General features: G+C 69.0%; 19 protein-coding genes and 1 pseudogene. 15 read left to right on the top strand and 5 right to left on the bottom strand.

What is annotated here, in order from left to right; genetic code table 11:
- Positions 1 to 3064, top strand: a 3064-nt coding sequence (locus D7V93_RS09990) for an MFS transporter (RefSeq protein ID WP_120643172.1), incomplete at its 5' end; no start/stop codon positions are given.
- Between the two features lie 28 nt (positions 3065 to 3092).
- Positions 3093 to 3767, top strand: a complete 675-nt coding sequence (locus D7V93_RS09985) for a DUF6875 domain-containing protein (RefSeq protein ID WP_120643171.1) — start codon at positions 3093 to 3095, stop codon at positions 3765 to 3767.
- A gap of 27 nt (positions 3768 to 3794) precedes the next feature.
- Here D7V93_RS09985 and D7V93_RS09980 read toward each other — a convergent pair whose 3' ends face one another.
- Both D7V93_RS09980 and D7V93_RS09975 read right to left on the bottom strand, forming a co-directional pair.
- Positions 3795 to 4145 carry a DUF2019 domain-containing protein gene (locus D7V93_RS09980; RefSeq protein WP_120643170.1) on the bottom strand — a complete coding sequence of 117 codons (351 nt, stop codon included), beginning with the start codon at positions 4143 to 4145 and terminating at the stop codon, positions 3795 to 3797.
- Positions 4145 to 5446, bottom strand: coding sequence for a hypothetical protein (locus D7V93_RS09975; protein WP_120643169.1), 1302 nt, complete (start codon positions 5444 to 5446; stop codon positions 4145 to 4147). Before D7V93_RS09975 ends, D7V93_RS09980 begins: the two co-directional genes overlap by 1 nt.
- Before the next feature lie 524 nt (positions 5447 to 5970).
- Here D7V93_RS09975 and D7V93_RS09970 point away from each other — a divergent pair.
- Positions 5971 to 6423, top strand: a complete 453-nt coding sequence (locus D7V93_RS09970) for a hypothetical protein (protein WP_244237211.1) — start codon at positions 5971 to 5973, stop codon at positions 6421 to 6423.
- Positions 6424 to 6462: 39 nt separating this feature from the next.
- Here D7V93_RS09970 and D7V93_RS09965 read toward each other — a convergent pair whose 3' ends face one another.
- The gene (locus tag D7V93_RS09965; RefSeq protein WP_120643168.1) at positions 6463 to 7335 is read right to left on the bottom strand and encodes an alpha/beta fold hydrolase; all 873 of its coding nucleotides are present in this window, start codon (positions 7333 to 7335) and stop codon (positions 6463 to 6465) included.
- A 108-nt stretch (positions 7336 to 7443) separates the two neighbouring features.
- Between D7V93_RS09965 and D7V93_RS09960 the strand changes: the two genes are divergently transcribed.
- The 4 genes from D7V93_RS09960 to trhA all read left to right on the top strand — a co-directional run bounded on the left by D7V93_RS09960 (position 7444) and on the right by trhA (position 11245).
- On the top strand, positions 7444 to 7797 hold the full coding sequence (locus D7V93_RS09960) for a hypothetical protein (protein ID WP_120643167.1): 354 nt from the start codon (positions 7444 to 7446) through the stop codon (positions 7795 to 7797).
- Positions 7794 to 8078, top strand: a complete 285-nt coding sequence (locus D7V93_RS09955; RefSeq protein WP_120643166.1) for a hypothetical protein — start codon at positions 7794 to 7796, stop codon at positions 8076 to 8078. The genes D7V93_RS09960 and D7V93_RS09955 overlap by 4 nt, the downstream gene beginning before the upstream one ends.
- A 283-nt stretch (positions 8079 to 8361) precedes the next feature.
- Positions 8362 to 10530 (top strand): methyl-accepting chemotaxis protein, encoded by a 2169-nt coding sequence (locus D7V93_RS09950; RefSeq protein ID WP_120643165.1) that lies wholly within the window; start codon positions 8362 to 8364, stop codon positions 10528 to 10530.
- 76 nt (positions 10531 to 10606) lie between these two features.
- Positions 10607 to 11245, top strand: a complete 639-nt coding sequence (gene trhA, locus D7V93_RS09945) for a PAQR family membrane homeostasis protein TrhA (RefSeq protein WP_120643164.1) — start codon at positions 10607 to 10609, stop codon at positions 11243 to 11245.
- 308 nt (positions 11246 to 11553) lie between these two features.
- On the opposite strand, the gene D7V93_RS09940 is transcribed toward trhA, so the two are convergent.
- Positions 11554 to 12750: an OmpP1/FadL family transporter gene (locus tag D7V93_RS09940; protein WP_120643163.1), complete on the bottom strand. Its 1197-nt coding sequence runs from the start codon at positions 12748 to 12750 to the stop codon at positions 11554 to 11556.
- 417 nt (positions 12751 to 13167) lie between these two features.
- Here D7V93_RS09940 and D7V93_RS09935 point away from each other — a divergent pair, with 417 nt between their 5' ends.
- From D7V93_RS09935 to D7V93_RS09925, 3 genes are all read left to right on the top strand, one after another.
- Complete coding sequence (locus tag D7V93_RS09935) at positions 13168 to 16893, top strand: hypothetical protein (protein WP_147451114.1); 3726 nt, start codon at positions 13168 to 13170, stop codon at positions 16891 to 16893.
- Positions 16894 to 17212: 319 nt separating this feature from the next.
- Positions 17213 to 18145 carry a DUF2381 family protein gene (locus tag D7V93_RS09930; protein ID WP_279636881.1) on the top strand — a complete coding sequence of 311 codons (933 nt, stop codon included), beginning with the start codon at positions 17213 to 17215 and terminating at the stop codon, positions 18143 to 18145.
- Between the two features lie 11 nt (positions 18146 to 18156).
- Positions 18157 to 18648, top strand: coding sequence for a serine/threonine protein kinase (locus D7V93_RS09925; protein WP_120643160.1), 492 nt, complete (start codon positions 18157 to 18159; stop codon positions 18646 to 18648).
- 129 nt (positions 18649 to 18777) lie between these two features.
- Here D7V93_RS09925 and D7V93_RS09920 read toward each other — a convergent pair whose 3' ends face one another.
- Entirely contained in the window at positions 18778 to 19128 is a 351-nt protein-coding gene (locus D7V93_RS09920; RefSeq protein ID WP_120643159.1) for a DUF2019 domain-containing protein, read from the bottom strand.
- A 249-nt stretch (positions 19129 to 19377) separates the two neighbouring features.
- Here D7V93_RS09920 and D7V93_RS09915 point away from each other — a divergent pair, with 249 nt between their 5' ends.
- The 5 genes and pseudogenes from D7V93_RS09915 to D7V93_RS09895 all read left to right on the top strand — a co-directional run.
- Positions 19378 to 20622: an FAD-dependent oxidoreductase gene (locus tag D7V93_RS09915; protein ID WP_120643158.1), complete on the top strand. Its 1245-nt coding sequence runs from the start codon at positions 19378 to 19380 to the stop codon at positions 20620 to 20622.
- A gap of 169 nt (positions 20623 to 20791) precedes the next feature.
- Positions 20792 to 22102: a PQQ-dependent sugar dehydrogenase gene (locus D7V93_RS09910; RefSeq protein WP_120643175.1), complete on the top strand. Its 1311-nt coding sequence runs from the start codon at positions 20792 to 20794 to the stop codon at positions 22100 to 22102.
- A 77-nt stretch (positions 22103 to 22179) separates the two neighbouring features.
- Complete coding sequence (locus tag D7V93_RS09905) at positions 22180 to 22605, top strand: OsmC family protein (protein ID WP_120643174.1); 426 nt, start codon at positions 22180 to 22182, stop codon at positions 22603 to 22605.
- A 110-nt stretch (positions 22606 to 22715) separates the two neighbouring features.
- Entirely contained in the window at positions 22716 to 23291 is a 576-nt protein-coding gene (locus D7V93_RS09900) for an RNA polymerase sigma factor (RefSeq protein ID WP_120643173.1), read from the top strand.
- A gap of 2 nt (positions 23292 to 23293) precedes the next feature.
- Positions 23294 to 23522, top strand: a pseudogene (locus tag D7V93_RS09895) (hypothetical protein); the annotation flags it as partial.

Below are 23522 nucleotides of genomic sequence, written 5' to 3'. Positions count from 1 at the left end.
GCCCAAGGCCCTCCCCCAGCACCGGGGGCCCTCCCTGCCCCTGGGCCGGCCGCTGGGCAACACGCGCGTGTACGTGCTGGACGCGCGAGGCCAGCCCGTCCCCATTGGCGTCGCGGGCGAGCTGCACGTCGGCGGAGCGGGCGTCACCCGGGGCTACCTCGGGCGCCCGGCCCTCACCGCCGAGCGCTTCATCCCGGACCCCTTCGGCGACACGCCGGGATGCCGCCTGTATCGCACGGGCGACCTGGCCCGAGTCGGGGCGGACGGCACGGTGACGTTCCTGGGCCGCATCGACCACCAGGTGAAGATCCGCGGCTACCGCATCGAGACCGGCGAGATTGAAGCGCTGGTGCAGACCCACGCCGGGGTGCGCGACGCGGTGGTGCTGCTGCGCGAGGACACGCCGGGCGACAAGCGGCTCGTCGCGTACCTGGTGCTCGCGGAAGGGGGAGCCGCCACGCCGGACGCGGTCATCGCGGAGGTGCGCGCGGGCTTGAGGGCCGCGCTGCCGGACTACATGGTGCCGGGCGCCTTCGTGGTCATCCCCACGCTGCCGCTCAACCCCAACGGCAAGCTGGACCGCTTCGCCCTGCCCGCGCCGAGCGCCGAGCGCACGACGTCCTCCGAGCCCCGCGTGGCCCCGCGCAACGAGTTGGAGGCGAGCATCGCGGCCGTGTGGGCGAGCGTGCTCGGCGTGACGGAGGTCGGCATCGACGAGAACTTCTTCGAGCTGGGCGGCGAGTCCTTCAAGGCGGTGCGCGCGGTGCGCGGCATCGGCCGCGACGTGAGCGTGATGGACCTGTTCCGCTTCCCCACCGTGCGCAAGCTCGCGGAGCACCTGTCGCGCGGCAGCACGGAGAAGCAGGGCCTGCTGCACCGGCTGACCCGGGCGGACGCGAAGGCGGACGGCGTCACCTGGGTGTGCGTGCCCTTCGGCGGTGGCAGCGCCATCTCCTACCTCAACCTCGCGGAGCAGATGCCCGCGGGAGACGCGCTCTACGCGGTGGAGCTGCCCGGGCACGACTACGCCCGCCGCGACGACGCGCTCCAGAAGTTCGACGTCGTCGCGCGCCTCGTGGCGGAGGAGGCCCTGCAGCGCGTGAAGGGCCCCATCCTGCTCTACGGCCACTGCCTGGGCGCGGCGATGGCCGTGGCGGTGGCGCGGCACCTGGAGGACAAGGGCGCGCCGCTCCTGGGCATCATGGTGGGCGGCTCGTTCCCGATGCCCCGGCTGCCGGGCGCGCTGTTCGACATCATCAGCAAGGTGCTGCCCACGGACGGGCTGGTGTCCACCCGCTCCATCGTGGACGGCCTGCTGGTGACGGGCGGCGCCTCCGGCAACGAGGACCCGGTGGAGCTGGAGTTCCTGGCGCGCAACATGCGCCATGACGGCCGCGAGGCGGAGGGCTTCTACACCCGGGCCTACCGGGGTGAGACAGGCCCGCCGCTGCGCACGCCGCTGGTCTGCGTGGTGGGCGAGCGCGACCGCGCGACGGAGTTCTACCGGGAGGAGTTCCTCGAGTGGGGCCGCTTCAGCCAGTCCATCTCGCTGGAGGTCATCCCCCACGCCGGCCACTTCTTCCAGAAGCACCAGGCGAAGGAGCTGTCCGCCCTGGGCCACCGGCAGGCGCTGCGCTGGAAGCAGGGCGCCTCCGGTGAAGCGCCCGCGGTCACGGAGCGGGCCGCCGTCCCGAAGGCCGCGACGCCCGGGAGCACGGTCGCGCCCAGCCTGAGCACGTTCCTCACCGTGACGGTGGGACAGCTCGTGTCGATGATTGGCACCGGCCTGTCCACCTTCGCGCTGGGCGTCTGGGCGTACCAGCAGACCGGCGCGGTGTCTGGCTTCGCGTTGATGTCCACGTTGGGCCTGTTGCCGGGCATCCTGGTGCTGCCCATCGCGGGCGCGCTCGCGGACCGGTGGGACCGGCGGAAGATCATGATCGCCTGCGACGCGCTGACCATGGGCGTGGCCGCGATCGCCGCCGTGTTGTCGTGGTCGGGTTCGCTCCAGATGGGGCACCTGTACGTGCTGTCCGTGGTGAGCGCGATGACGGGGGCCTTCCGGCAGCCGGCGTACACGGCGGCCGTGGCCCAGCTCGCGCCCAAGCGCTACATCGGCCACGCGAACGGGCTCGCGCAGTTGGGCGGCGCGACGGGCGTGATGCTGTCGCAGATGCTGGGCGGGGCGCTGATGCTGGCGCTGGGACTGCACCGCATCCTGCTGTTGGACGTGGTGACGTTCGGCATCGCGCTGGCGACGCTGCTCGTGGTGCGCTTCCCCTCCGCGCTGTTCCGCAAGCAGGAGGAGCCCTTCCTCCAGGAAGTGACGCAGGGCTGGCGCTACCTCCAGAAGCGCAAGGGCCTGCTGGCGCTGGCCGTGTTCTTCGCGCTGGGCAACTGCCTGGCGAGCGTCGCCAACGTGCTGGTGACGCCGCTGGTGCTGTCGTTCTCCACGGCGGCGGAGCTGGGCTCCGTGATGGCGATGAACGGCGTCGGCATGCTCCTGGGCAGCCTGGCGATGAGCCTCTGGGGCGGCACGCGGCGGCGCATGGACGGCATGATTGGCTTCATCGCGCTGTTCGGCGTCTCCGCGGTGGGCATGGGCCTGCGCCCCGCGCTCGGCTTCCCCATGGCGGGCATGCTGGGCATCGGCGTGTGCACGGCCTTCATCAACGCGCACTGGCTGTCATTGGTGCAGGTGAAGGTCGGGCTGGAGTTGCAGGGCCGGGTGCTGGCGGCGAACCAGATGCTGGCGCGGTCGCTGATGCCGCTGGGCGCGCTGCTCGCGGGGCGGCTGGTGGACCGCGTCTTCACGCCGCTGCTCGCGGACACAGGCGTGGCCACGCGGCTCGCGCCGGTGCTGGGCGAGGGTCCGGGGCGAGGCATCGCGCTGCTGGTGGTGCTGACGGGCGTGCTGTCCCTGGTGCTCACCGTCCTGGGCTTCCTCTACGCGCCCCTGCGCCGGGTGGAGGACGCGCTCCCGGACGCCATTCCGGATCCCGTCATCCTGGACAAGGACGCGTTGCAACAGCAGGCCGACCTCCAGTTGTCGAAGGCCGCCTAGGCGTCGCCCCGCTTCGAGGACTTTCTCCATGCGCGTGCATCCTGAAGACCCTGCTTCCTGGCTGTTCGACCTGTCCGACCTCACCGGCCCCGACGACGCGGCGCCCGGCACTGACTTGCACGTGGCCCGTCAGGCCGTGCACTGGGCGCGGACCTACCTCTCCGCGCCGCACCCGGAGTTGGGGCGGCCGGGGCTGGTGTGCCCCTTCGTCCCCCGCTCGCTGGACACGTCGTTGTTCTTCCCCACCGTCCGCCGGGGCGCGGACCTGACGCCCGCGGACATCGAGGCGGCGGTGCTCCGGTACCGCGAGTGGTTCCTGACGCTGGAGCCCCGGGAGGGGCGGGATGCCCAGTACAAGTCCATCCTCATCCTCTTCCCGGACCTGCGCCCGGAGGACTACGGGCGCCTCATCGACGCGCCCCAGGACCGGCTCAAGCCCACCTTCGTCGCGGAGGGCCTGATGGTGGGCCAGTTCCACGGCCTGCCCCCCACGAACCCCGGCCTGTGGAACCCGGACTTCCGGCCGCTGAAAAGTCCCGTGCCCATGCTGGTCATCCGGCACATGGTGCCCAGCGACCTGCCCTTCCTCACCGACGCAAGGCCCCTGGTGGAGTCCTACGTGTCGCGCTTCGGAGGAAAGCTCTCGGTGAAACAGCAGGAGTTGATCACCCGGCTGCACCCGGGCCTCCTCGAACAGCGCTGAGGATGGGCGCGGCGGCCAGCTCCCTCTTCACTCTGGATCCAGGGCCCAGGTTCCCTCCTCCCAGCGTTTCAGGGCTTCCTGGGCCCCGAAGGGGATGAGCCCCTTTCCCTTCGCCGCCTCTTCGAGCACCGCCTTGGCCTCCTCTGTCTTGTAGCGAAGGAGGAACGCGGCAGCCGACGTCCGGACATCCATTCTTGGATGATGCAGGAGCGTCGCGAGAGCATCACGCCCGGCGTTCCCATTGGCACGTAGCTTCTTGAGCGCAGCGATATACCGTTCCGCGTGCTTGTTGCCAGTCTTGGCGTCCCCCCGCCATATCGCATCCGTCTGAGCAGCCACGTGCTGAGCGAACTCTTCAACAAGCTTCTCCATCTTCATCACAAGATCCCATTCCTCGCATTTTCGATTGCCCGCAGACCGAACTCGCGCTGAGCGGCATAGGGCTGTGCACTCAGCCACTGGCGCACAGTGAGTTGATAAGAACCGGTGGTCTGGAGGTTCTTCGACGAGTATGCCGCGCTGATACGCGCATGGAGGTCCTTGTCGAGCGGAATGACGTTCTCGGTGTTGTGGATCGCCTTCGGTCCGAAGCGCGCCACATTCCCGTCCGTCTGCTCCACGACGTGGTGCCACTCCTTGCCCTCCCCCGCCGGCCCCATCGCTCGTCTGAAGGACTTGTAGGACGAATAGGCCTTCGGCCCGAGCGAGGTCGAAGCCTCCAGCGAGCCGTCCCCACCCTCGCCGCCCGGACTCACCTCATCCTCGACCCGCTGGAGGATGATGGCCGCCCCGGGTCCACCGCTCAATACCGCCGCCGCGCGCCCCACCGGCACCGCGACGCACTCCACGCCCAGCACGCCTTCGGCGGAGACCGTCAGGGCTGGCACCGTCGCTGACGCTCCCGCCATCGCGCGCGTCAACGTCCGAGTCGTCGCCGAAGCCGTGCCCCAGAGTGCGATGACGTTTGTCGTCAACCGGGCCGCCTCGCGGATCTGCTCGCCGCGCGTCATGTACTGGAAGCGCTCCCAGTATTCGGGCGACGAAGCGATGAGGGCGACCAGTCCCGCTGGCAGGTTGCGCAGTCCCACCAGGGTGTCCGTGGGGCGGGAAAGGAGCTGCCCCAGCGCGTGGTACAGCTCTCCGAAGGCATCCTCCGCGCCGTCCAGGGAACGGTTGACGACGTCCGCGTCGTCGTACACCTCGGCCAGTGGTGGTCCATCCACGGACCGCAGTTGCGCATCCGCGTGGCGGAAGACACCACTCCGTCCGCTGTAGAACCGGCCCAGTTCGAAGTGGGATGCGCGGAACGCCCCATTCTTCCACTCCACGGGGGCCACCTTCTGCTGTGTGGTCCCATCGAGCGCCCACGCGAGGTAGCCGTCCGGCCGCAGCACCGCCACCTGCTCATGAGCGAAACGCGCCACCCGACGAATCAGCTCTTCGCGGGAGACCTCGCCGCGCTCCAGCACTTCTCGCAGCAGGAAGCCCGCTGCCATGCGAGGTGGGAAGGTGCCCAGCGTTACCGGCTTTTCCATCAGTCGCTCCAGCACCTCGCTCGCGTCCTCGGGCGTGAAGGGATTGCGGCGAACGGGCAATGCGTCCCCTTCCTCCAGTCCGGCACGCACGAGCAACTCCTCGAAGGTGTCTTCCTTCAAGAGGTCCAGCTCCTCGGAACGCACGCCTTGCGCCCGACCGCTGTGTCGCCTGTCGCTTGAAGCGTCCGACGAGGAGGCCGCGCGCTGCCGGAACGTTCGCGAACCGCCACGTCCGTCAGGCGTCTGTACTCCAGCGCAGCCCACAGCGAGGAGGGCCAGGCACACCACCACGACATCCGCGCGAATCATCCACCTATCAAAGCATCTTCACCCTTCGAAGGGCGGAAAGACACCCATCCCGCAGGACTGCGCGGAGAGCCGCGGTTCATGTCGGCGTCGGGCTGCGTTCCGCCGGGCCGCGTGAGCCCATGCCGAGATCGTGAGGCCTCAACGGAGCGCAGGGTACGCCCTCCAATGCCAGGCTGGTCCTGTACTTCGACCGGCCCTGCCCTCCCTGATCCGGCCGCTCACCAGGCGCACCCCTCTGGACGCAGGGCATGCCGCCAGCCATGCGCTGGCCTCCCATTGTCCCTGGGATCGAAAGGCATCTGCCTTATCCGTCCCCACTTTCCGGTGGTGCACTGTCAGCCCGGACGTGGAGACGACGCGTGAAGGTGAACCTGTTCCAGCTCTTCGCCGTGTCGGCCGTGGTGATGGGCATGGCCCAGACCCTCACCCGGGAGCGCGTCTTCGCCGGGCTGCGCGAGCGGCTGGGCGGCAAGGACACCTGGATGGGCTATCTGGTGTCCTGCCCGTACTGCGCTTCGCACTACTTCGCGTTCGTGCTCGTCCCGCTCACGGGGACCTACTCCATCGAAGTGACGGTGGGCGGCTGGGTGGGCGCCGTGCTGCGCTGGTTCCTGTCCTCCCTGTTGATCACCGTCATCGCGGCCTTCTTCCGGGTCGTCTTCTGGTTCGTGGACGAGACCCAAGGTTTGGTGCGCCGGCGTCAGCGGACCGAGGAAGAGGAGACCGCCACCCGGCGGCTCATGCGCAAGAAGGTGGAGCAGACCCTTCCTCCCCCGCAGCACACCGAGGAGCCTCCCGAGGCCCCGCACTGAGACGACGCACCGGAGGAAGCCAGGGGCAGGCCTCGCGTGCTACCGCTCGCCCGCCCGCGCAGCGGGTGCCTCCCGATGTGAGGCCTCCGCGCCTTCGAGATGCTCGCGCAGGAGTGCGTTGACCTGCTCCGCGAAGCGCAACGTGACGCCGTGAGAGGCATTGGGAAGCTCCACGTAGCGAGCGCCCGGGATTCCGGCCGCCAGCGCCTGACCGGCCGACGGAGGCGCGATGGGATCGTGCGTGGCGCTCACGACCAGGGTCGGCAGGCCCGCGAACTCCCGAAGGTACGGGGTCGCGTCCGCGCGACGCATGGCCCCGAATTGTTTCATCGCCACGGGGGGCTGATCCGCGAGGTCATGGTCGAACAGCTCCGCGAGCTGCTCCGCCAGCGCGTCCCGGTCCGCGTGGGCCAGCTCGTCGGGCGCCAGCACCATCCGCAGGAAGGCATGGCGCCGCATGCGCCGCGTGCCCAGCTGGGTCCGAAGTCCCAGCGCGAGCATGCGCGGCGTGAGCCGGGTGGGCACCGCGCCCGACGCGAACGTGCACAGCAACGCAAGGCTTCGCACCCGCTCCCGCGCCCGGTGCGCGAGCGTCAGCGCCACCAGTCCTCCCAGCGAGTGGCCCATCACGTGCGCGCTCGACCAGCCCTGCGCGTCCATCAACGCGAGCACGTCGTCGGCCATCAGCTCCACCGTCAGCGCCTCGCCTGGCGGCTGGCTGGCCCCGAACCCCCGGTTGTCGAGGCAGAGGCAGCGGAAGTGGGACGCCAACCCCTCCACCTGGGGACGCCACCCCGTCGCGCCAACGCCCACCCCCTGGATCATCACCACCGGAGGACCGTCTCCCTCCACGTACCAGCTCAGCGTGCAACCCCGGTGCGATGTGCTCTGACGGAGGTACGAGAGACTCAAGGGACGCTCCTGAAGTCGGCGCATGGGATGACGCGCCCGGCGCGGTGCAAGGCTACTCCGTGAGCCCCCCTGGCGGATCGGAAGCGGATTGGGCGAGGCTCCCGCTCCATGTCCATCAACTCCTTGCAACGTTCGAGACTCTTCAGCGCGGCGCTCTTCAGCGCGGGGCTCGCGCTCGGCTGGCCGTTGTTCGCGGGCGCGAAGCTCCAGGGCGGTGTCTGTGATCCCCTGGACGACGAGGCCGAGGGCTTCCGGCTCCAGCTCGTCTCCGCCACTGCGGATGGCGTCTCCCTCATTCCGGAGGATGGCGTGGGCCCGGCGGGGGCCATCTACGGCGCGCGAGCCTTGCGCCCCGAGGACGGGACGACCGGAGAGGCCCTGCAGGCCACGCTCTTCGAGGCGAAGCCGATCAGCGGTACCGGTGAGCTCTACCGGCAGCTGCGCCTCCAGAGGCAGCCATGAAGCAGCTCGGCATCGTCCTCGCGGGCCTGCTGACGAGCGGCCTCGCGTCGGCCTTCCTGACGGCCTGCTGCCCGGATCGCGCCCCCCGCCAGACCTTCAAGCTCCCCGCCGGCATCTATGGCATGCGGGACAACGCCAGCACGCCCGAGGGTGACACGGGGTATCGCCTCACCCTCTCCGGGGACGGCCACGGGGTCGTCGAGGAGTTCAAGCGCGAGGGCAAGACCTACCGACAGGAGTACCGGGTGACGGACCGGTACGAGAGCGACGTCGCACCCTGAGCGGATGCTGTGTCCGCTCGGAGCGGATCCGAGCGGATCCGACCTTCGTCATCACCGGCGGGCAGGCGGACAGGGCCACCCCAGACGCCCTCCCTGGGAACCCAACCCAGGGAGTCAGTCTTCCGGAGGGTGTCACAGGATGAGCCTGCAGTCGGTTACATGTTTTACTTGTTATCTTTGACTGTCTTCAGCCCCGACCCTGGAGCGTGCCAGGAGGCAGAGCGGCGAGGCATCGAGGACCCATTTTACAGGTGACCCCGATACACCCGAACATGGGTTTCACATGGGTCTCCGCCGCCTCTTCGTTCCCGACCTCTCCCGCAGGGCCCTCCGCAGCATCAAGTCCCCGAAGGCCCGCGTCTCGCGAATCGCGGCCCTGGGCTCCGCGCTGCTCCTCGTCCTGGTGCTCGCGCCCGCCGCGCACGCGCAGGTGGATCCGGCGACGGTGCCCGCGCTCGACGGCTGGCGCTTCCGCTGGGGCGACTCGCCGGTGGGAGCCGACGGGGTGCCCACGTGGGCGAAGGAGGCGGAAGGCACGGAGGGCTGGCAGGAGGTGGCCGCGCTCCAGGTGCCGCCGGGCCGCGGTACCAACACGCTGCTCTGGCTGAAGATCCCCGTGCCCGCGGGCTCGTGGGCCGAACCCGTCCTCTTCCTCGGCAACGTCGCCAACGTCTTCGAGGCGTACGCCGACGGCCGGCGCATCCATGGCAGCGGGACGCTGGACCCCACCGGTCAGGAGGGGCTGGTGAACATGGCCTGGCACCTGGTGCCCCTGCCGCCCTCGGTGTTGGGCCGGCACGTGTTCCTGCGCATCCAGGCCCACGGCCCCAACATCGGCGTCACGCGCGACGCGCGGGTGGGCTCGCACCATGTGCTGCTCGCGTCGGTGACGCGCATGGGCCTGGCGCCCTTCGTCATGGGGATGTTGCTGCTCGCCATTGGCGCGGTGTCCCTGGGGGCCGCCATCCTGCGCCGCCAGCAGCGGCTGCTCGTCGGGCTGACCGTCTTCTCCGCGGGCGCGGGCATGCTGAACATCGGTTCGAGCTGCCTGACCAATGCGCTCTGGGGCGCGGAGGCCGCCGGGAGCATCATCACGCTGCTGGGCTCGTACTGCGTCCTGCCCAGTCTGGCGTGGTTCATCTCCGATACCACCCCCGAGGGAACGCTGCGCTGGTTCCGCCGGGGCGCGGCGGTGGTCACCGTTCCGGCCGTCATCCAGGCCGTGCTGGCGGTCGTGGACCTGGGAGCCGCCTGGAGTCTGCTGCCCGCCTTCATCCTCTACTCGCTCCCCGGGCTGCTGGTGTGCGTGGGCGTGGCGGCCTGGCTGGCCTGGCGGGGCGACCCGGATGCCCGCATCTTCTTCGTCGGGCTCGGTCTGCTCTCCTTCACCCTCGTCCTCACCACGCTCCCCGCGCTCGGCCTCATGGACGCGACCCCCAGCCTGGTCCACTGGGGCTTCCTCGCGCTCACGCTGTCGCTCGTGGGCATCGTCGCGCGCCGCTCGTCGCTGGTCGTGCGCTCGCTGGCGGAGCACGCCCAGCAATTGGATGCGCGGCGCAAGGAGGTGCGCAACCTGGCGGAGAGCATGGGCAGTGGCGCCGGGGAGCTCGCCGCCGTCGTGCAGCAGCTTCGCACCACCAGCGAGGAGCAGACCCTGGGCATCAGCCGCCAGGCGTCAGCGCTCCAGGAGCTGGAGCAGACCGTGCAGGAAATTCGTCAGGGCTCCCACGTGACGGCCGACAAGGCCCGCCTGCTCGCGGCCTCCGCGGAGCGCGCCGAACAGGTGGGGCGTGAAGGCGGAGAAGCCATCGAGCGCACGCTCACGGACCTCGCGGCCATCCGCACCGAGGTGTCCGAGATGGCCGCGCGCATCCTCGCGCTCGACGAGCGCACGCGCGAGGTGACCGGCATCGTGAACGACGTGAAGACGCTGGCGGACCAGTCCAACATGCTGGCCATCAACGCCGCCATCGAAGCGGTGCGCAACGGCGACAGCGGCAAGGGCTTTGGCGTGGTGGCGCGGGAGATGCGCAGCCTGGCGGACCAGTCCATCCGGGCCACCCAGCGCATCCGCGACGTGCTCGACGGCGTGAGCGCGAGCATGCGCGAGGCCGCGAAGATGAGCGAGCAGGGCGAGGCGCGGGTCCAGATCAGCCTGAACGCAGTGCGCACCTCCGGCTCGCAGCTGCAGAAGCTCGCGGGCATCATCGGCGACACCAGCGGCAGCGTGCGGCAGATCACCGAGGCCGTGGCCCAGCAGGACACGGGCACCCACCAGATCGCCCAGGCCATCCAGGAGCTGTCCGGCCAGATGCGCAACACGCTGAGGGTCGTCGAGGAGACGCAGACCGTCACCCGCTCCGTCCAGACGCTGGCGGAGAGCATGTCGGGCGTCGCCCGCCAGGCGCTCAGGTCCGGCACGCTGGACGACCAGAAGCCCCAGGCCGCGTAGTCACTGTCGCAGACGAACGTGGCCCTGCGGCGGGTTCGCTGACGGAGCCATGACCTGACCGGGGTACGAGCAGGCCATGGATGAAGAGGTGAAGCCCAGGCTTCGAGGCGTCTCGCACATGCTCGCGTTCGTGGCGGCCCTGGCCGCGTGCGTGCGCCTGGCCCAGGCCCCCGTCCAGGACGTGCAGTACGCGGCCAATCTGGTGTTCTGCGGCAGCATGATCCTGATGTTCGGCGTGAGCGGCATCTACAACGGGCTGACCTGGGGCCCGGCGGCCTACAAGCGCCTCCAGCGGCTGGACCACGCGTCCATCTACATGCTCATCGCAGGGAGCTTCACGCCCATGGCCACGTTGGACACGACGGGCGGATGGGGGCGGCAATTGCTCTGGGTGATGTGGGGCGCGGCGCTCACGGGCGCGACGCTGACGCTGCTTGGCGTCTCCACGTCCCGGGGGCTTCGCTCCGCGCTCTACGTCGCGCTGGGGCTCGTGGCGGCCCCGGTGATGCTGCGGCTGCCGGACGTCATTGGCCTGGGCCGGGTGGCCTGGCTCGTCTTCGGAGGCGTCCTCTACGCCGTGGGGGCCGTGGTGTACGCGCGCCGGTGGCCTGATCCGATGCCCACCTTCTTCGGCTTCCACGAGATCTTCCACCTGATGGTCGTCGCCGCGGCGGGCGTGCACTTCGCCGTCCTGCTGGACCTCCTGGAGCGCTAGTCACCGCCCCGGCGGGCGCGGAACTTCTGGACGCTGGACTCCGGCTTCACCTGGAGTCCAGCCGCGCCAGACTGCGGGCCCTGAGCTACTTCTTCTTCTCTTCCTTCTTCTTCTTCTTCTCCTGCTTCTCCTTCGTCGACAGCTTCGGCTTGTTGTCCTTCTTCGCCTTCTCTTGACCCTTGGGCACGGTATTTCTCCTGGAGTTCGACCGCAGAGGAGCCCCACTTTAGCGCGCCCTGCGCCGTCGCGCAGCAGGCGTGGCCCCGGCTCCTCGGTGCCGGGGCCACGAACCGCACGGCTTCAGGCGCTCAGACCTTGTAGCCCAGCGTGAACGACAGCACGTGCAGCGAGCCCGTGTACGTGCCAGGCGCGGAGGGCGCGGTGCTCCGCTTCTCCGTGAACAGCAGGAGCTGGTAGCCACCGGACAGCGAGAGCCGGCCGATGCCGTAGGTCAGGCCCAGCGCGCCCTGGACGCGGTTCGAGTCCGGCAGCTCCGGCGTCAGCGTCTCGTCGGGGACCGGCGTCGGGTCATAGCCGGCGCCCGCGCGCACCGTCAGGGCAGGCGAGACGGCGTACTCCGCCCCCAGGCTGAACTGCCAGCGGTTGTGCCAGTTCTTCGGCTGGCTGGTGCTGAAGGCCGCGTTCTCGAATTCGAGGTCCAGCTTCTGCAGCCGCGACCAGTTCCACCACGTCGCATCGACGGCGAGCATGAGCCGCGGCGTCGGCGTGTAGGACAGGCCCAGCCCGACGGACTGGGGCATGGGCATGCTCACCGTGACGCCCTGCTTCGCGAAGGCGGCCTGCAGGGGCTCGGGGACGTCGGTGAACTCCGCGTCGCCCTTGAAGCCCAGCGTGGTGGCGCTGCGGTACGTCAGGCCCGCGGAGAGCCGGTCCTTCACGAGGTCCGCCTGCACGCCGGCATTGAAGCCCAGGGCGACGTCAGTTCCGGTGATGGTGGCGCCCGCCTCGGCCTCGGGGGAGAGGGGGATGCTCTGGCGGATCTTCAGCATGCCGTAGAGGACATCCACCCCCGCGCCGACGCGCAGCCAGTCCGTGGGCGCGTAGGCCAGCGTGGGGTTGAGGTTGAACGTGGCCATCTGCGAGTACGTCGCGACGAACCGGCCGGTGAAGGTATCCGGCCACTCCAGCGCGGCGCCGTAGGGCGAGTAGATGCCCACGCCCGCCGTGAAGCCCTTCATGAAGGGGTAGGCTACGAACAGGTGCGGAGGCGGCGACACACCGAACTTCGTGGCCTCCGCGGTGGTGGAGCCCTGGGGCGTGAGGTTCGCCACCGGGACGACGGCGGCACCGCCCACGAGCAGCTCGAACGAATCAAGGCCCGCCAGGCCCGCGGGGTTGAACGCGACGGACGAAGCGTCATGGACATGCGCCGTCATGGCGCTGGTCATTCCTGTGGCACGAGCGGTGTGGGTGTTGTTGGCGAAGCCCGCGGCCTGGCTCGCGCCAGCGGTGAGCAGCGTCGCAACGGTGACCAGCTTCTTCATGTGCGGATCCTTTGTCTCGGGAGCGCGTCCGGTCGGTGGGGGGCACGGGACGTCTGATGACAGGGAACCGTGCGCGGGCCCGAGATGGAAGGAGCCTAGAACGGTGATGCACCGCGCGAAAAAGGGTCGAGACAGACCTGGACGCAGCGCGCACGCCCTCCTGATTCCATCCGCACGCCATCATTCCTTGCGCGAAAGGAATCAGAGACATGCCAACCTGACTCGACTGTCACGTTATCATGTTTTTTCCTGTTGACGTTTACCATTGCACCCATTCGTTGCATGGTGTCGCGCAGGCGTTGGTGACCACTTGCGCCTGAGTCGCCGGGGGGGTGCGGCATGGGATGGACCTGGGGCGCCCGCCTGGCGGTGCATCACCACTGGAAGGTGGCACACGTGAAACCCAACAAGAGAACCGTGGCAGGGGCATCCCTGCTGATGGCCCTGTGGCTGGGCGGCTGCAATGGCGAGCAGGACGCGGCACCGACGAAACCCACCTCCCCGGCCCAGCAATCCCAGGCCGTCACGCCGCTGTCGCCGCTGGTGCGCGGCTACATCGCGGCCCGGGTGGGGGATGATCAGCGGATGCCCCGCCACGACGTGTACCTGCCGGGCGTGAAGGTCTACCTCCACGACCTCGTCACCGGCGCCACCACCCAGCCCCGCGAGACGGACCTGAGCGGGCGCTTCACCCTGGCCGCCAACGCGCAGAACCGCTTCGAGGTGTGTTGGAGCGCGCCGGGCTTCGTCTCCGGCTGTGACACGAAGAACGCCTTCAACGTCACCGCCCGGGTGAAGAACGTGGGCACGGTGCTCATCCCCATCGCCACCACGGCGACCACGGCCAGCGTCTGGGGCAAGGTGTCGCTGGCGGATGGCTCCAAGCCGCGCAAGCTGTCGCCCCTCGACAGCGTCAACGCGGTGGCCCGCCTGGAGTTGCTGAACAGCGCTGGCGGCATCGTGTACCAGACGCAGATCAACAACTTCGGTGAGTACCTCCTGCCGCAGGTGGCGGAGGCGGCGTCCGTCACGCTGCGCGCCCGGTTCGAGCAGGCCACGGTCACCCAGCCCATCCTCCCCGACGCCAACCTGGCTGGCATTCCCTGGCATCAGGTGGACCTGCGCTTCGGCAACTTCCCGCCGAGGGTGAAGCCCCTGGTCGCCACCGATGCGGGCGGCCGCTGGACGAAGTCCGTGGCGCCGGGTGCCGTGGTGAAGCTCGCCGCGAGCGCGAGCGACCGGGACGGTCATCCCCTCCAGTACCTGTGGAGCCTGGACCCCGGCGCGGGCACGCTCAGCGCCACCTCCGGCACGCAGGTGCAGTGGACGCTGCCCGCCGTGCGCGGCCTCTACACCGCGCGCGTGCTGGTGTACGACGGCAACGGCGGCTACGACGAGCAATCGCTGTCGCTGCGCACCGACGGGGCCTTCGTCCTCTACTCCGGCTTCGTCACCGACCTGGCCGGCACCGCGCTGTCCGCCGTGCAGGTGGAGATCATCACCAGCGCTGGCACCAACACCACGACGACCAACGCCTCCGGCTTCTTCCGGGTCTTCGCGCGGGACGCGGACCGCTATGTCTTCAACCTGCGCAAGACGGGCTATGGCCCGGTGTCGCAGATCTACGACCGCGGCATCACCGGCGGCCGGTGGAAGATGCAGCGCGCCACCGTGACGGTGGTCAACCCCACCCTGGCCATCGACCTCACGCACCAGCGGAGCAGCTCGGAGTGTCCGGGACGGCCCAGCGAGCAGCTCGACTGGACGGGCAAGTACGCCGCCGCACGCACCCCACAGTGGCAGGACGGCCAGGGCAACGTCATCCCCCCGCCGCTGGAACAGGTCTCCCTGCCGCTGCCGTCCCCGGAGCGTCCCCGGCCCGTTTGTGGCCCGGGCATCCGCGTGCAGATCCCCGCCAACGGCCTGGTGGACTCGCTGGGCCGCGCGCCCACGGGCAACGTCGAGATTGCCCTCACCACCATCGACCTGAAGTCCGCGCAGATGCCGGGTGACTTCACCACCCGCGCGCTCAGCGGGCAGACGCTGGTGGCGCAGAGCTACGGCGCCGGCACGGTGTCCATCACCAGCGGCAACACGAAGTACAACCTCAAGCCCGGTGTCACGGCCACGGTGACGGTGGCGGTGGACCCCACGCAGCTGGCGACGGGCGCGGCGCTGCCGTCCACCATCCCCTTCCTCTACTTCGACGAGACGGCGGGCGTCTGGAACGAGGAGCTGAAGGCCACGCTCAACGCCGCGGGCACCGCGTACGTGGCGCAGGCGCCGCACTTCTCCACCTTCAACATGGACCTGCTGAAGAGCAACCAGGCGTGCGTGCGCATCGACAGCACCGCGCTGGCGGACGCGCAGTATTCGCTGGAGATCGCCATCCCGATGCCGGCCGGCGCGGCGCCCGTCTACCGCACCGTCGTCATCGACAACGCGGCGGCGAAGATCCACGCCCTCTACAACCTGCCCACCAACACCAACATCGTCCTGGTGCCCATCCGCCAGACGGGCACCGTCCCCATCGGCACGTTCGTGGTCAACACCGGCGGGGCGCAGAACCCCACCACGCCCAACGCGCCGGTCTTCCCCTACGCGGCCTGCTCCACGGAGGTGGTGTTCGAGGACCGCGTCATCCCGCCGCCCACCATCGACTTCCTGCACGGCCTGGACTCGTTCGCGGCCATCGACCTGGACGAGCTGGACGTGTCGGACCCGGCGGACCTGCTGCTCAAGAACAGCCTCGAGCAGGCGTCGCAGAACTACTACGACCAGGCGGACCCGCGCACCAAGCGGCTCACCCTGGCCCAGTTCAAGACGTACAACGGCTTCCCCGTGGGTGAAGTCCGCGCCGTGTACGCCAACCACGTGGACCTGGGCTTCGGGCGCGACATGCATTGCACCAAGCGCCTGGACTTCTTCGGCCAGGACGAGGTGGCCTGCTACGTCTCCAACTACGGCACCATCGACACGGCGGATTCCGCGGACGTCGAGGAGGCGCGCCTGGCGGGCACGCCGGTGGCCACGGTGGCCATGGAGTTCTCACCCGTCGAGTCGCAGGTCGGCAACCCCGACGAGTTCGACGACCCCCAGCGGGTGGTGAAGTTCTACGTCTACGACGCGGCGGGCACGCGCGTGGGCAAGGCCAACCTGGACAACCTGGGCACGCGGCCCATCCCCCAGCTCTGCATGGTGTGTCACAACGGCGTGTATCCGGACGGTGACGTCCCGGCGCCCGGCTTCCCGGCGTTCCCGGACCGCGAGTCGGTGAAGCTCGGTTCGAGGTTCCTCCCGTTCGACCTGCAGTCGTACGAGTTCTCCACGGTGGCGGGCTTCACCAAGGCGGACATGCAGGACGAGATGAAGTCGCTCAACTTCAACTACGTGGTGCCCACCCTCCCGGGCACGGCCACCACGGAGCTCATCAACGGCTGGTACACGGGCGGCGCGTTGATCCAGAACGAGGCCTACGTGGTGCCGCTCTGGAACAACGTGCCGGCGGAGCCCTTGAGGGCGCAGACCTACAAGGACCTGGTGGGGCGCAGCTGCCGCACGTGCCACATCTCGCAGCTGGATCCGGACCTGGCGTTCAACGCGTCCACGCAGTTCAGCAGCCGGATGGGCAGCATCGAGGCGCGGGTGTGCGTGCAGCACGTCATGCCCCACTCGAAGAAGACGCATGACCTGTTCTGGGACAGCGTGGGGCCGCACCAGCCCGGGCTGCTCCAGATCTTCGGGGACACCTATGGCGCCGGCTCCGGGTGGAACGGGCAGCTGTGCGGGACGTACGTGAGCGGTGGCACCACGCCCGTGACGACCTACTCGTCCATCATCCAGCCCATCTGGAATACCAACTGCACCGCCTGTCACACGGGCGGCGCGCCTCCGGCGGGCCTCAGCCTGGCCGCTGGCGTGTCCCACGGGCAGCTCTTCAACGGGAATGCCACGCAGAGCACGTTGGATCGCATCGAGCCGTTCAGCGTGAACAACAGCTACGTGTGGCACAAGCTCAACAACACGCACCTGGCGGCGCCGGCGAACGGGTCAGGCAGTCAGATGCCGCTGGGCGGTGGGACGCTGCCGGGGGCGAACCTGACCAGCATCTCGAGCTGGATCAACGGTGGCGCGTTGCCGTGATGCCTTGAAGCACGGGAGGCGGGCCCCGGAGTGCCAGGGGCCCGCCGTCCGACACGCATCCCGCGCACGCCTGTGTCATGCGGGATCGAGACTCCACACCCCCTCGTCCCAGCGCTTCAATGCCTCCTGGGCTTCAAAGGGGATGAGCCCTTCCCCCTTCGCGGCTTCCTCCAAAACGGCCTTCGCCTCAGCGTGCCGGTATCGGAGCAGAAAGCACGCCGCTGCTGTCCACACATCCCTGCGTGGATGCCCCCCGGCCAGCTGGCGAGGCGCACCAGGATTGGATGCCCGACACCCATCCTGTTACGTTGGCCCCACCATGCGCACTCTCCGACGATTCAGGTGTGGTCTGCTTCTCGTCCTGATGGCTTCCCCGGCGCTGGCCAGGGACATGGAAGAAAAGCTCACGATTCGGACCCTCAAAGTGCCAGACCATCCGGGCCAGGAGGCACCGTCCGTCTACGTTTCCGGACAGGTGGTGACGGCGCTTCACTTCGAAAACGAGGTCGATCCTGCGAAGACGAGGTTCCTCGCCTGGGAGGGGCGTTTCGAGTCCCCTCTCATAGGCGGCAAGAAGGTGGTTCTAGAGCCGCTGCGTGACCTTGACGATGGCGAAGCGCTGCCCCTGCTCGTGACGCTCGTTGATGGAACGAAGTTCACCTTCCTTGTGAAGCCCAAGAGCCGCAAGGACTGGGGATGGATCGACTATCAGGTCAACGTATTCAAGGACCATGACAGCTACAACGCGGTCCTCTCGTCCCTCCATGACTCCCTCAACCGCGAGCGTGAATTGCGCGAGGAGAACGAGCGGTTCAAGAAGGAAGAGAACTCGGTCGATCACGCCTACGCCACGCTTCTCGCCAATGGGCAGGCGAAAAAGACGCCGTTTCGGCGTGCGAAGTTCTGGCGCTCGAAGAACGAGGACATGGACATGGTCGTCGAAGTCTTCTCGGGCCCCAGCAAGGCGGCGGTCGTGATTCATTTGATGAACACCTACTACGACGAGTCCTGGAAGTTCGATGGTGCCTACCTGACCCGCGACTTCACCAGCTACGCGGCGCGACCCTTCGCGCTTCGCATGGATCGCCCTGTGATCGTTCCCGGTCAGTCGGGAAAGATCGCGGTCGTTGTGGACAAGAGCGCCTTCGAGACGGAGGACGGACAGCTCACCGATCTGGCCCTCCAGATCTTCCGTGGGGGCGGTCTCCTCCAGGTGGCCGTTGCGATGGATCACACGCTGATTCGGCAGTAGAAGTGCCGTTCATGCCCACGACCCAAGCGCTGCTGCTCAGCTCCATCGTCCTACTTGGCACGTCTTCCGGCTGCACCACGACAGGAGCTGTGGCACTGCGCCCGGACGGCACTCCAGGTCCGCAGGAATGCCCGGCGAAGGCGCTCGAAGTCATGCGGTATCTGAAGCTGCGTGTTGGGGATGCCTCGCTGGCGGAGCTCGATGCGAACCAGATCGACGCGAGGCGCATCACGCTTTACGACGGACCCATCGAGAGCATTCTCAAGGACGACCTCGGCACGCTTGAGGCGACGACCCGTTTGTACGGGCAGGTCTGGACAAGCGGGCCACAAGTTGTCATCCGCTGGTACGAGGCCCACCCTCCGGACAGTGACAAGGTTCCCATCTGCGCGGTGGCCCGGCTCAGCCGGGACCAGATGCGTAAACTGCCCGAGTCAAAGCCCGGAATGGCCATTCTCGACGGATCCGTAGCTGCGGCCTACATCGTCGATGCATTCCGGTGACACGCTCGCTCGGCTGCCCTCTCTGCCAACGTGGTCGAGTCTGAACCCGTGACCCGGTATGGGTGCGATGTTTCGCCGGAGTCCCCCGGGTCCCTGCAAGACGAGACCGTCGCACAACGCACGGTGCGTCTACGCCTGATCCAGATTCCAAACGCCGGCGTCCCACTGTTTCAGCACCTCTGACGCCTCGAATGCCGTCAGTCCCTCCCCTCGTGCCGCCTGCTCCAGCACTGCTTTTGCCTCATCCGTTCGGTAGCGGAGAAGCTCCGCTGCCGACGCGACCCGAACGTCCATCCTGGAGTGCGTGAACAAGAGGCTGAGCGCTTCACGGCCGGCATCACCGAAGCCTCGAAGCTTCTTCAGGGCCGCCATGTACTTCTTCGCATGTTTGTTGCCTGTCTTGGCGTCTCCCCGAAAAATCGCATCCGTCTGGGCCGCGACGTGATGGGCGAAATCCTCGACGATGGATTCAGGCGTCATCGCCAGGTTCCTTTCCCAATATTCTCGATGAACACCCCCACGACTCCGGCGAGCATCGTCCCGCTCCAAATTCCTGCCGTCTGGGTCCGCACAGTTCCGCCGCGAGGATGTCGCCCACGGGGATGAGGCCATCGTGCCATTTCATGCCCTGCCCGGGCTGATTTCGCCGGTCTCCGCCATCACCCTGCGAGACGCGTGAGGGCCCGTCTAGGATGCCCGCGCCCGGTCCCCTCCGGGCTGGGGGACACCATGGCCGACGAGACACTCACCACGCAGTGCTGCATCGCGGGAGGAGGCCCGGCGGGGATGATGCTGGGCCTGCTGCTCGCGCGGGCCGGGGTGGACGTGACGGTGCTGGAGAAGCACGCGGACTTCCTGCGCGACTTCCGCGGCGACACCCTCCACCCCTCCACGCTGGAGCTGATGCATGAGCTGGGGTGGATGGAGGAGCTGCTCGCCCTGCCCCACCAGAAGGCCCCGACGCTGCGGTTCCAGAGCGGCTCCCACGACGTCGTCATCGGCGACTTCACGCACCTGCCCACGCACGCCCGCTACATCGCGTTCATGCCGCAGTGGGACCTGCTCGACTTCCTCGCGCGCAAGGCCTCCGCGTACCCCGGCTTCCACCTGCGCCGATGCGCGGAGGTCACCGACGTGCTGCGTGACCAGGGCCAGGCTGTCGGCCTCCGGGCCCGCACGCCCGACGGCACGCTGGAGGTGCGCGCGTCGCTGGTGGTGGCGGCGGACGGCCGCACGTCCACGGTGCGCCAGCGCTCCGGCCTGGAAGTAGAGGAGCTGGGCGCCCCCATGGACGTGCTCTGGTTCCGCGTGACGCGCAAACCCGGGGACCCCGAGGAGCCCATGGGCCGCTTCGAAGGCGGGCAGATCTTCATCCTCATCAACCGGGGCGACCAGTGGCAGTGCGGCCGGGTCATCGCCAAGGGGGCCTTCGAGCCCCTTCGACAGCGCGGCCTCGCCTCCTTCCGGGACGACTTCGCGCGGCTGGCGCCGTTCCTCGCGGACCGGGCCGCCGAGCTCTCCACCTGGGACGACGTGAAGCTGCTCACCGTGCGCGTGGACCGGCTGCGCACCTGGTACCAACCCGGGCTGCTCTGCATCGGAGACGCGGCCCATGCGATGTCACCCGTGGCCGGCGTGGGCATCAACCTCGCGGTGCAGGACGCCGTGGCCGCCGCGAACCTGCTCGCGGCGCCGCTGCTCGAAGGACGCGTCACACCAGACCACCTGCGACAGGTCCAGCAGCGCCGGGAGTGGCCCACGCGCTTCACCCAGCGGGCCCAGGTCCTCATCCAGGACCGCGTGCTGCGCCCCGCGCTGCGAGCCCCCTCGAACCGCACCGGCCTGCCCCTGCCCCTGTGGCTCATGCGGCACGTCCCCGCGCTGCGCCGCATCCCCGCGCGCCTCATCGGCCTGGGCGTCCGGCCCGAACACGTGCGCACGTCAGCCGCGCCAGCCATGCCCGCCTCGCGCTGAGCCAGGAAGAAGGAGGACGGCTGCGTGCGGGCCGTCTTCACGGCCTGAGCGGGGGCCCTGTCCTGCGCTGAGCAGCCGCCCGCCGCGCTTCCCACAACTCAACACCCGGGCGCGCGGTCCGGCAGCCTCTCATCGCCTTGAAGGGAAGGGAGTTCGTAGAGAAGTGATCATGACCGTGCTCCCCCGACTCTCGCTCTGCGTCTCGGCCGCGCTGCTCCTGGCGGACTGCGCGCACCGCTCGCCCCCACCGTCGCCGTCGGAGGCCTCCACGACGCTCCCCGCGCCCGACCCCAGCTTCAAGGTCCAGCGCTACAGCTCGGTCGTCGGGTGGCCCGAGGGCAGGCGGCCCCAGGCCCCGGAGGGCTTCGAGGTGACACGCTTCGCGAGCGACCTGCGCAACCCGCGCTGGACGTACGTGCTGCCCAACGGAGACGTGTTGGTGGCGGAGGCCAGCTCCGAGTTCAAGAACGAGCAGGACAAGCAGGAGGCCATCGAGTCCGGCAAGGTGCGCTCGCAGAACCTGGGCAACAGCGCCAACCGCATCACCCTGCTGCGCGACGCGGACCGGGATGGCACGCCCGAGGTGCGCGAGGTGTTCCTGGAGGGACTGAAGCAGCCGCTGGGCATGCTGCTCCTGGGCGACCAGCTCTACGTGGCCCACACCGACGGCGTCTGGCGCTACCCGTACACGGCCGGTGAGACGGTGCTCCTGCCCCAGGGCCAGAAGGTGCTGGACCTGCCGGCGGGCGGCTACAACAACCACTGGACGCGCAACCTGCTGGCCAACGCGGACGGCACGAAGCTCTACGTGTCGGTGGGCTCGGCCAGCAACGTGGCCGAGCACGGCCTGAAGGAAGAGGAGCGCCGCGCCAACATCCTGGAGATCAACCCGGACGGCACCGGCGAGCGCGTCTTCGCCAGCGGCCTGCGCAACCCGGTGGGCATGGGCTGGGCGCCGGGCACGCGCGTGCTCTGGGCGGTGGTGAACGAGCGCGACGACCTGGGCGAGGACCTGGTGCCGGACTACCTCACGCACGTGGAGGACGGCGCCTTCTACGGCTGGCCCTTCGCGTACTTCGGCGCGAACGAGGATCCGCGCCTCGCGGGCCAGCGCCCGGACCTGGTGAAGCAGACGCGCGTGCCGGATGTCGCCCTGGGCGCGCACACCGCGTCGCTGGGCCTGGCGTTCTACGACGCGCAGGCGTTCCCGAAGAGGTACCAGGGCGGCGCGTTCATCGGGCAGCACGGCTCGTGGAACCGCTCGGAGCTGTCCGGCTACAAGGTCGTCTTCGTCCCGTTCACGAACGGCCGGCCCTCGGGGCCGCCGGAGGACTTTCTCACCGGGTTCATCGCGGACGCGGCCCAGGCCCAGGTGTACGGCCGGCCCGTGGGCATCACGCTGCTCCCCGACGGCGCGCTGCTGGTCGCGGACGACGCCAGCAACACGCTGTGGAAGGTGTCCGCGAAGCACCAACCGTGAGCAGTGCGTCCGCGCTTCTGGCGCGGCAGAAGGCAGACACGGCATCCCGCCGTGTCCTGAACCAGGAGACGAACACCATGGGCATCAGCAAGGGCAGTGCGCAGTGGACCGGAGGCCTGAAGGACGGCAAGGGGTCGATGAAGCCCGCCCATGCCTCCGAGGTCCCCTTCTCGCTCGGCACCCGCTTCGAGGGGCAGCAGGGCAGCAATCCCGAGGAGCTCATCGGCGCGGCGCTCGCCGGGTGCTTCTCCATGGCCCTCTCGCTGGGGCTGGAGAAGGCGGGCCTCAAGCCCACGAGCATCCAGACGAGCGCGGACGTGCAGCTGGACAAGCAGGGCGAGGGCTTCGCCATCACCACCATCGCGCTCACCACCGAGGTCGCCGTCCCCGGCACGGATGACGCCCGGTTCCAGCAGATCGCCGAGGAGACCAAGAAGGGCTGCCCGGTCTCCAAGGCCCTCGCCGGCGTGAACATCACGCTCAAGGCGAAGCTCAAGAGCTGAAGGCGCCCCCTGGCCTGCCGCCCGGGTGGTGAATCCACCCACCCGGGCCGCCGCGCGAGGAAGAATCCAGCCGTGTGGCCGATTCGCTCACGGAGAGGTCTTCTGGGCAGGTGGGTGAAACGGACGCAGTCACGGACCAGGTTCGGCGTGCGACGCAGGGGGAGTCGTCTGCCTTCAGCGAGCTGTACAAGCGCACCCGGCCCCTGGTGGCGCGACTGGTCGCGGGTTTCGGCACATTGGATGCCGATGAGGTGGAGGACGTGCTCCAGGAGTCCTACGTCCGGGCCTTCCGGGGGCTTCCCCGGCTGAAGGAGGCCGGCGCCTTCACCCCGTGGCTGCTGACCATCGCGCGCAACCGCGCGCGCACGCGGCTGGAGCGCCGCAACGCCCTGCAGCGGATGGAAGAGGACCTGGCGGATCCGGAGCCGGAAACGGTGCCGCCCCTGCCTTCGGCGCTCCAGGTGGAGCGGGACATCGCGGTGGTGCGGCAGCTCATCGCCGAGCTGCCCGAAGGCGAGGAGAAGAAGACCGTGCAGCTTTTCTACATCGAGGGGCAGCTGTCGGCGCGGGAGATCGCCGAGCAGCTCGGGGTGGGCAAGAGCACGATCACCATGCGGTTGGAGCGGTTTCGTGGGCGCATCAAGCGGGAGCTCCTCCAGCGGGTGCTGGCCGGACGGTGGGAATAGCGATGAGACACCTGGATGCCGCCGTGATGCGCGACCTCGCGGACCGCGAGCCTGAAGCCGTCGCCTGGTTCCGTGAGCACCTGGCCTCGCCCTGCGAGGCCTGTGAGACCTTCCTCGCCACGCACGCGGATCCGCTCGACGGGCGGACCGATGCCCTCCTGCTCCAGCTCGCCCCCGAGGAGGCGGCGACCGAAGAGGAGACCGCCCCGGTCATCCCCCTGCGCCGTCCTC

The sequence above is a fragment of the Corallococcus llansteffanensis genome, assembly GCF_003612055.1.
Classification (GTDB): domain Bacteria; phylum Myxococcota; class Myxococcia; order Myxococcales; family Myxococcaceae; genus Corallococcus; species Corallococcus llansteffanensis.
The sequence above is the reverse complement of the archived record's forward strand: the minus strand, read 5'-3'. Positions and strand labels throughout refer to the sequence as shown.

Excerpts from the sequence above, each read along its gene's own strand:
- D7V93_RS09960 (WP_120643167.1), top strand. The coding sequence starts at position 7,444 with ATGTCCATCAACTCCTTGCAACGTTCGAGACTCTTCAGCGCGGCGCTC.
- D7V93_RS09940 (WP_120643163.1), bottom strand. The coding sequence starts at position 12,750 with ATGAAGAAGCTGGTCACCGTTGCGACGCTGCTCACCGCTGGCGCGAGC.
- trhA (WP_120643164.1), top strand. The coding sequence starts at position 10,607 with ATGGATGAAGAGGTGAAGCCCAGGCTTCGAGGCGTCTCGCACATGCTC.
- D7V93_RS09915 (WP_120643158.1), top strand. The coding sequence starts at position 19,378 with ATGGCCGACGAGACACTCACCACGCAGTGCTGCATCGCGGGAGGAGGC.
- D7V93_RS09920 (WP_120643159.1), bottom strand. The coding sequence starts at position 19,128 with ATGACGCCTGAATCCATCGTCGAGGATTTCGCCCATCACGTCGCGGCC.
- D7V93_RS09910 (WP_120643175.1), top strand. The coding sequence starts at position 20,792 with ATGACCGTGCTCCCCCGACTCTCGCTCTGCGTCTCGGCCGCGCTGCTC.
- D7V93_RS09950 (WP_120643165.1), top strand. The coding sequence starts at position 8,362 with ATGGGTCTCCGCCGCCTCTTCGTTCCCGACCTCTCCCGCAGGGCCCTC.
- D7V93_RS09955 (WP_120643166.1), top strand. The coding sequence starts at position 7,794 with ATGAAGCAGCTCGGCATCGTCCTCGCGGGCCTGCTGACGAGCGGCCTC.
- D7V93_RS09985 (WP_120643171.1), top strand. The coding sequence starts at position 3,093 with ATGCGCGTGCATCCTGAAGACCCTGCTTCCTGGCTGTTCGACCTGTCC.
- D7V93_RS09925 (WP_120643160.1), top strand. The coding sequence starts at position 18,157 with ATGCCCACGACCCAAGCGCTGCTGCTCAGCTCCATCGTCCTACTTGGC.
- D7V93_RS09905 (WP_120643174.1), top strand. The coding sequence starts at position 22,180 with ATGGGCATCAGCAAGGGCAGTGCGCAGTGGACCGGAGGCCTGAAGGAC.
- D7V93_RS09980 (WP_120643170.1), bottom strand. The coding sequence starts at position 4,145 with ATGAAGATGGAGAAGCTTGTTGAAGAGTTCGCTCAGCACGTGGCTGCT.
- D7V93_RS09930 (WP_279636881.1), top strand. The coding sequence starts at position 17,213 with ATGCGCACTCTCCGACGATTCAGGTGTGGTCTGCTTCTCGTCCTGATG.